Annotated in this window: 7 protein-coding genes; 5 read left to right on the top strand and 2 right to left on the bottom strand. The window is 63.9% G+C overall.

All coding sequences use genetic code 11. The annotated features are described in order from the left end of the window. Positions 1 to 600: FAD-dependent oxidoreductase (locus VIR09_RS25295; protein ID WP_332015346.1), on the bottom strand; the 600-nt coding region annotated here is incomplete at its 3' end. Between the two features lie 416 nt (positions 601 to 1,016). On the opposite strand from VIR09_RS25295, the gene VIR09_RS25290 reads away from it, so the two are divergent. Next, positions 1,017 to 1,616, top strand: a complete 600-nt coding sequence (locus VIR09_RS25290) for a nitroreductase family protein (protein WP_332015345.1) — start codon at positions 1,017 to 1,019, stop codon at positions 1,614 to 1,616. Positions 1,617 to 1,704: 88 nt separating this feature from the next. On the opposite strand, the gene VIR09_RS25285 is transcribed toward VIR09_RS25290, so the two are convergent. Then, positions 1,705 to 2,472 (bottom strand): extracellular solute-binding protein, encoded by a 768-nt coding sequence (locus tag VIR09_RS25285; protein ID WP_332015344.1) that lies wholly within the window; start codon positions 2,470 to 2,472, stop codon positions 1,705 to 1,707. A gap of 296 nt (positions 2,473 to 2,768) precedes the next feature. Here VIR09_RS25285 and VIR09_RS25280 point away from each other — a divergent pair, with 296 nt between their 5' ends. The 4 genes from VIR09_RS25280 to VIR09_RS25265 all read left to right on the top strand — a co-directional run. Then, positions 2,769 to 3,596: a lysozyme inhibitor LprI family protein gene (locus VIR09_RS25280; RefSeq protein ID WP_332015343.1), complete on the top strand. Its 828-nt coding sequence runs from the start codon at positions 2,769 to 2,771 to the stop codon at positions 3,594 to 3,596. A gap of 348 nt (positions 3,597 to 3,944) precedes the next feature. Further along, complete coding sequence (locus tag VIR09_RS25275) at positions 3,945 to 4,757, top strand: DUF4377 domain-containing protein (protein WP_414639465.1); 813 nt, start codon at positions 3,945 to 3,947, stop codon at positions 4,755 to 4,757. Positions 4,758 to 4,888: 131 nt separating this feature from the next. Further along, the gene (locus VIR09_RS25270; protein WP_332015342.1) at positions 4,889 to 5,395 is read left to right on the top strand and encodes a sigma-70 family RNA polymerase sigma factor; all 507 of its coding nucleotides are present in this window, start codon (positions 4,889 to 4,891) and stop codon (positions 5,393 to 5,395) included. Further along, positions 5,392 to 5,625, top strand: a 234-nt coding sequence (locus tag VIR09_RS25265) for a FecR/PupR family sigma factor regulator (protein WP_332015341.1), incomplete at its 3' end; no start/stop codon positions are given. The genes VIR09_RS25270 and VIR09_RS25265, both read left to right, overlap by 4 nt.

Raw genomic sequence — 5,625 nt, 5'->3', positions numbered from 1 at the left:
GACCAGCGCCCGTGCCCGCAGGCTGCGGCCGTCGGCCAAGGTCAGCGTCCAGACGCCGTCCGCGTGCGCGGCCGACACGACTTCGGCTTGGTTGTGCAGCACCGCGCCCTGGCGCGTCATGCCGCGCAGAAAACCCTGGTGCAGGGCGTGCACGTCGATGTCGCGGGCGTCGGGCTCCTCGATGGCGCCGCAGATCTGCTCGCCGCGCAGACAGGGCACGCGTTCGACGGCCTGTGCGGCGTCGATCAGCGCCACATTGGGCGATTGGCTGCGGAAGTCGTCGTATACCTCGTGCAGCAGGTCCTGCTGTTCGGGCGTGGCGATGTACAGCACGCCGCGCGGGCTCAGCAGCGGATGCTCGCTGAAGCCTTGCGGCGGATTTTCGTAGAAGGCGCGGCTGGCGCGCGTGAGCGCCTTGATCTGGGCCGTGCCATAGGTTTCCATGAACATGGCCGCGGACCGGCCGGTGGAGTGGTAGCCCGGCTGCGCCTCGCGCTCCAACACGGCGACCGAGGCCGTGGCGCTCAGGCGGTAGGCCACGGAAGCGCCGGCGATGCCGGCGCCGATCACGGCGTAATCGTATAGGGGTTCTGCTGTCATTTTGTCGGAAGCGAGAATTCTCTTATTTGATAATTCTCGTATACGATAGTTTTTTGACGGCAGACAAGTAATAGGGGAAAGCCCCGATGGAGGAACTCAGGGGGGCAGGTCAATCGGTATCGTCAGCTTGAGCGCGGGCGGCGCGCTCCGGGGAAAGGCCTGCGCCGATTGAATCGTGCCGACGCGGATATCGACCTTGAGGAAATCGTCGAAGCCGATGTCCGCGGCGGCCGGGCTGACGGCCTTGAATTGGGCTGCCCCTTGTCTGGAACCGAGCCGATTTGGTTCATGAGCAGAACAGTTTGTTCTGCTTGATAGGGTTATTTTTTGGCTCTGGTACGTATTCGGGACAATCGCGGGTCGTTAGAATTCGTCATGCATTTTCCCCTATCTACTCGTCGGAAGGCCATATCGCCATGAGCAACGCTTATCTGGACGCCCTCAAGCAGCGTCGCACGCAGTACTCGCTGGGCCGCAACCTGTCGATCTCCAAGGAGGAACTGACCTCCCTGATCCAGGACGCGATCAAGCACAGCCCCTCGTCGTTCAATTCGCAAAGCTCGCGCGCCGTGATCCTGTTCGGCGCCGAGAGCGAAAAGCTCTGGAACATCGCCATCGAAGAAGTGCGCAAGGTCGCGCCGGCCGAGAGCTTTGCCCAGACCGAAGCCAAGCTCAAGAGCTTCGCCGCGGGCGTGGGTACCGTGCTGTTCTATGAAGACCAGGGCGTTGTGCAGGGCCTGCAGGAAAAGTTCGCGCTGTACGCGGATAACTTCCCGGTCTGGTCCGAGCAGGCGGGCGGCATGGCCCAACTGTCAGTCTGGAGCACCCTGGCCAATGCCGGCGTGGGCGCCAGCCTGCAGCACTACAACCCGCTGATCGACGCCCCGGTCGCGCGTGAATGGAACGTTCCGGCCTACTGGAAGCTGCGCGCGCAGATGCCGTTCGGCTCCAACGAGAACGGCTTTGGCGAAAAGGCATTCATGGATGACGCCGAGCGCTTCCGCGTGATCGGCTGAGGTAAAGGGGCGCCTTGGCGCTCCAGGCCCGAGAAAGCCCGCAGTCCCTGGAGGAATGCGGGCTTTCATACGTCTGGCGCCGAAATCTTCAATCGGTCTTCCAGCCCCACTTCTTGAAGATCGCCCGGCCTTCCGGTGCGGTCAGGAAGTCGACAAAGGCCTGCGCCTGCGGATTGTTTTTCCCTTGCTTGGTGACAACGGCGCCCGCGTCCCGATAGATGCGGTAGGGCTCTTCCACCTCGACCACGCTGGCCAGGTCCGGGTTCGATACCTGCCAGATGTTCCAGATCAGCCAGGCGTCTATGGTCTTGTCTTCGGTCCATTGGCTGCGGGCCTGGGCGCTGTTGCCAGCTTCCGGCAGCACCAGGTTGGCGCGGAAGGCGCGCACGGTTTCGATGTCGCCGAGGCGGCCCGCCACGTCTTCCCACAGGCCGGTCTGGCCCGCGCCCGATACCGCCATGACCTTGATGCCCGGCTTGAGCAGATCCTTGAAGCCCTTGATGGCCCTGGGATTGCCCGGGCGCACCAGGATGGCCGAGGGCCGCAGGTATAGCGTGCGGGCCTCGCGCAGTTCGAACACGCCCGGAAGCGCCGATGCGAAGCCGCTCATCATGTTCTCGGCGCCGCTATAGATCACGTCGGCGTCCTGTTTGGCCTTGTCGGCCCAGGCGGGGGTCGGACCCGCGGTGACGGCGACGTCGATGCCATGCAGCTTGCCGAACGCCGAGGCGGCTTCCTTCATGGCGGGCGCAGGGCCGCCGGGGCCGTACACGTTCAGGCTGGGAGCAGCCCAGGCGCTGCCGGCCGCGGTGCAGGCCAGCGCTATGCCGCAGGCAAACGATCTGATCGACTTCATATCAAGACTTCCATTTCTGCGCTGACCGACGCTGGGTGTCCGGCGCGATCGGCTGGTTGATCCGTAGCGAGCCGCGTCGTCTCTTACGCGGCTTGCCACTGAGTAGACGAGCTGGGGAAGGGAAATATTCCAACGGCGGTTCCTTCGCCGTCGCGTTGCAGAGCGTTGAACTCTGTTGCCAGTCTGTTAAAAAGTCCCGTGCAAAATTGCAGCCTTGCTGCCGCCTCCCGATGGCAGACCGCATGGTCTGAATGCATCGAGACGCTGTGCGGCGCATTCTCAAAGAGAAACGTCACATGAAATCTGGAATCTCCGCGGGTCGTTTGTTGTGCGTGGCCAGCCTCTGCGCGCTTGCCGCGCCCGCCTACGCGATCGATTGCGCCAAGGCCGGCAGCGCCGTGGAAAAGCTGATCTGCTCGGACCGGAGCACGGTGTCGGCGGACGCCGAACTGAACCGCGCCTATGCCGCGATCCTGAAGCAGGCGCCCGATGGCGATATACGCGCCATGCTGGCGCACAACCAGAGGCGCTGGCTCGCGGCGCGCGACGCGGCGCTCGCGAACCTGATCGAGGATCCGGGCTCGGTTCCCGAGGGCAAGACGGCCGCCGCAGTCGCCCGTGAGCTGATCCGCGACCGCACGGCCGAACTCAAGGCCACGCGCAAGGGCGCTTCGTTGCCGGAGCTGATCAGCCGCGCGCTAAGCCAGAAGCAGTTCCAGGCGCAATTCACCGGCGGCGCTTACGCCGGCTACTCGACGTCATGCGACTTCTTGCCGGGCGAACATGCCTACTATGGCTGCTTCGCGACGCGGCATTACCAGAACAAGGACCGCATCTGCACCATAGATGAGTACTGGGCCACGGGCAGTGTCTACACCAAACGCTATGTCGCCAACGTGGTGGACGGCAAGCCCCGGCTCGCGGCGTCGTGCTCCTTCAGCAACTCGGACGAGGCATGCTCCGATACCTCGGGCGAGACGAAATGGAACATGAAGCCGAAACAGCCGGACTTTTCCTATTCCGCCCAGCCGCTGCCCAAGATCGATGGAGAAATCATTGCCGACGACGATTACGAATGGGCCCGCGCGTGCCTGACCAGTGCGGCGTATCCGCCGGCCAACTAAACCCGGATATGCCTCGCAAGCGGGCAGCAGGGCGTCGGCGAGGTTTTCATGGTGGTTTCCGCGCATTGCCGGCAGGAAGGGTGGCTGTTGGCAATACTTGCAGTATTTTGCGGGTAATGTTTCGTATTGTAAGTTTTGGGTGAGGACTGGGGACACCCGCCTGCCGGCCGCGGCCGCGTATGTTGCAGGAGAGGGAATCGGTCCTGCGAGCGTCCGCCATCGCGCTTTTCAGGCCGGATCTGCGGCAAGATTTTGAAACCGACTGAACGGCGCCGAGTCCAAAACGTCCATTCTGCGAACGTAGAATCCCGCTTTTCATCAGTGCCATCCGGCTGACAGGAACGAATCATGAAGAAAACCATCCTCCTTGCGTCCGTATGCGCCGCGCTGCTGCAAGCTTGCGCTCCGACCTCCTCTCCCCGTGAAGGATCGTCTTCCATGCCCACTACCGCCACCTCGCCCGCCAGCCCCGAAGTGAGCCTGCCCGCCTACTACTGGCGCCTGGCTTCCGCCACCGATGCCGCAGGCAAGCCCATCGCGGCGCTGCAGGCCGGCGTCGAACACCAGCTGCGCCTGTCGTTCTCGCAGGACGCCCTGAACATCCGCGGAGGCTGCAATGCGCAGTTCGGCGGCTACACCTACAAGAACGGCGTGCTGCAGGTGGCGAATCTCGCCTCCACGATGAAGGCTTGCGAGCAAAGCCTGATGCGCCTGGACGCCGAAATCGGCCAGCGCATGAAGGGCGAGCTGCGCGCCACGCTCAGCGGACACGCCTCCGAACCCGGATTGGAACTGGTCGCGCAGGACGGCAGCGTCCTGAAGTTCGTCGGTGAACCCACGCCCGAGACCCTGTACGGCAGCGTCGGCGAAACCATGTTCCTGGAAGTCGCCGCGAAGAAGACCGAGTGCAGCCATCCGCTGATTCCCAACTATCAGTGCCTGATGGTGCGCGAGCGCCGCTACAACGAAGCCGGCATGCAACAGCCGACCAAGGACAAGTGGCATCCGCTGTATCAGTCCATCGAAGGCTTCCAGCACCAGGACGGCGTGCGCACCGTGCTGCGCGTGAAGCGCTACGACTGGAAGAACCCGCCGGCGGACGCGCCCAAGCAGGTGTACGTGCTGGACATGGTGGTGGAGCAGGACGCGTCGAAGAAGTAAGACGCCAGCTTCCCCCTGGATTTCCCCATTGCGCCCGGCCCCTGGAGACAGCGGCCGGGCGCAGTCATTTCACCAAGCGTGAGCACAATATTGTAAATTATAGTTATTCTCATTTATAACCGTGCGTCTTCATGGCCGCCTCCGATCCCTCTCCGCGGCACCCCCTGCACACGCTGTACCAGGAACATCAAGGCTGGCTGCAGGGCTGGCTGCGTAAAAAGTTGGGATGCGCGTTCGACGCCGCCGACTTGGTGCACGACACCTACCTGCGTGTGCTGGCCCGCCGTGAACCTGGCGACATCCGCGAGCCGCGCTCCTATCTGGCGACCATCGCGCACGGTCTCATGGTCAACCACCTGCGGCGCAGGGATCTCGAACGCGCCTATCTGGAAACGCTGGCACACCTGCCCGAAGTGCAGTCGCCGTCGCCCGAGTCGCGCGCCTTGGCGCTGGAAGCCTTGTGCGAGATCGATGCCATGCTGGACGGCTTGCCCGTCGCGGTGCGGCGCGCATTCCTGCTTTGCCAGCTTGAAGGCCTGACGCACGCGGACATCGCCAAGACCTTGGGCGTGTCGGTCGGCTCGGTGCGGCTGTACATTGCCCGCGCCTTGCGGCAGTGCCTGGAATTCGTGCCATGAGCGCTGGCGAGGCAGGGCGCATCGACCCGCAAGCGCTGGACGGCGCGGTGGAGTGGTTTCTGCGGTTGACCTCCGGCGCCGTCAGCCAGGCGGACCGGGAAGCATGGCAGGCCTGGCGCCAGGCCGATCCCGAACACGAGCGCGCCTGGCAGCGCACCGAAGCCCTGACGCGCCGTTTCGAGGCGCTGCCCAAGGGCATGCTGCCGGTGCTGGGGCGGCCGCGCTCATCC

It is taken from the genome of Achromobacter sp. (genome assembly GCF_036567245.1).
Lineage (GTDB): Bacteria > Pseudomonadota > Gammaproteobacteria > Burkholderiales > Burkholderiaceae_B > Achromobacter.
This window is presented reverse-complemented; position numbering and strand designations above follow the sequence as displayed.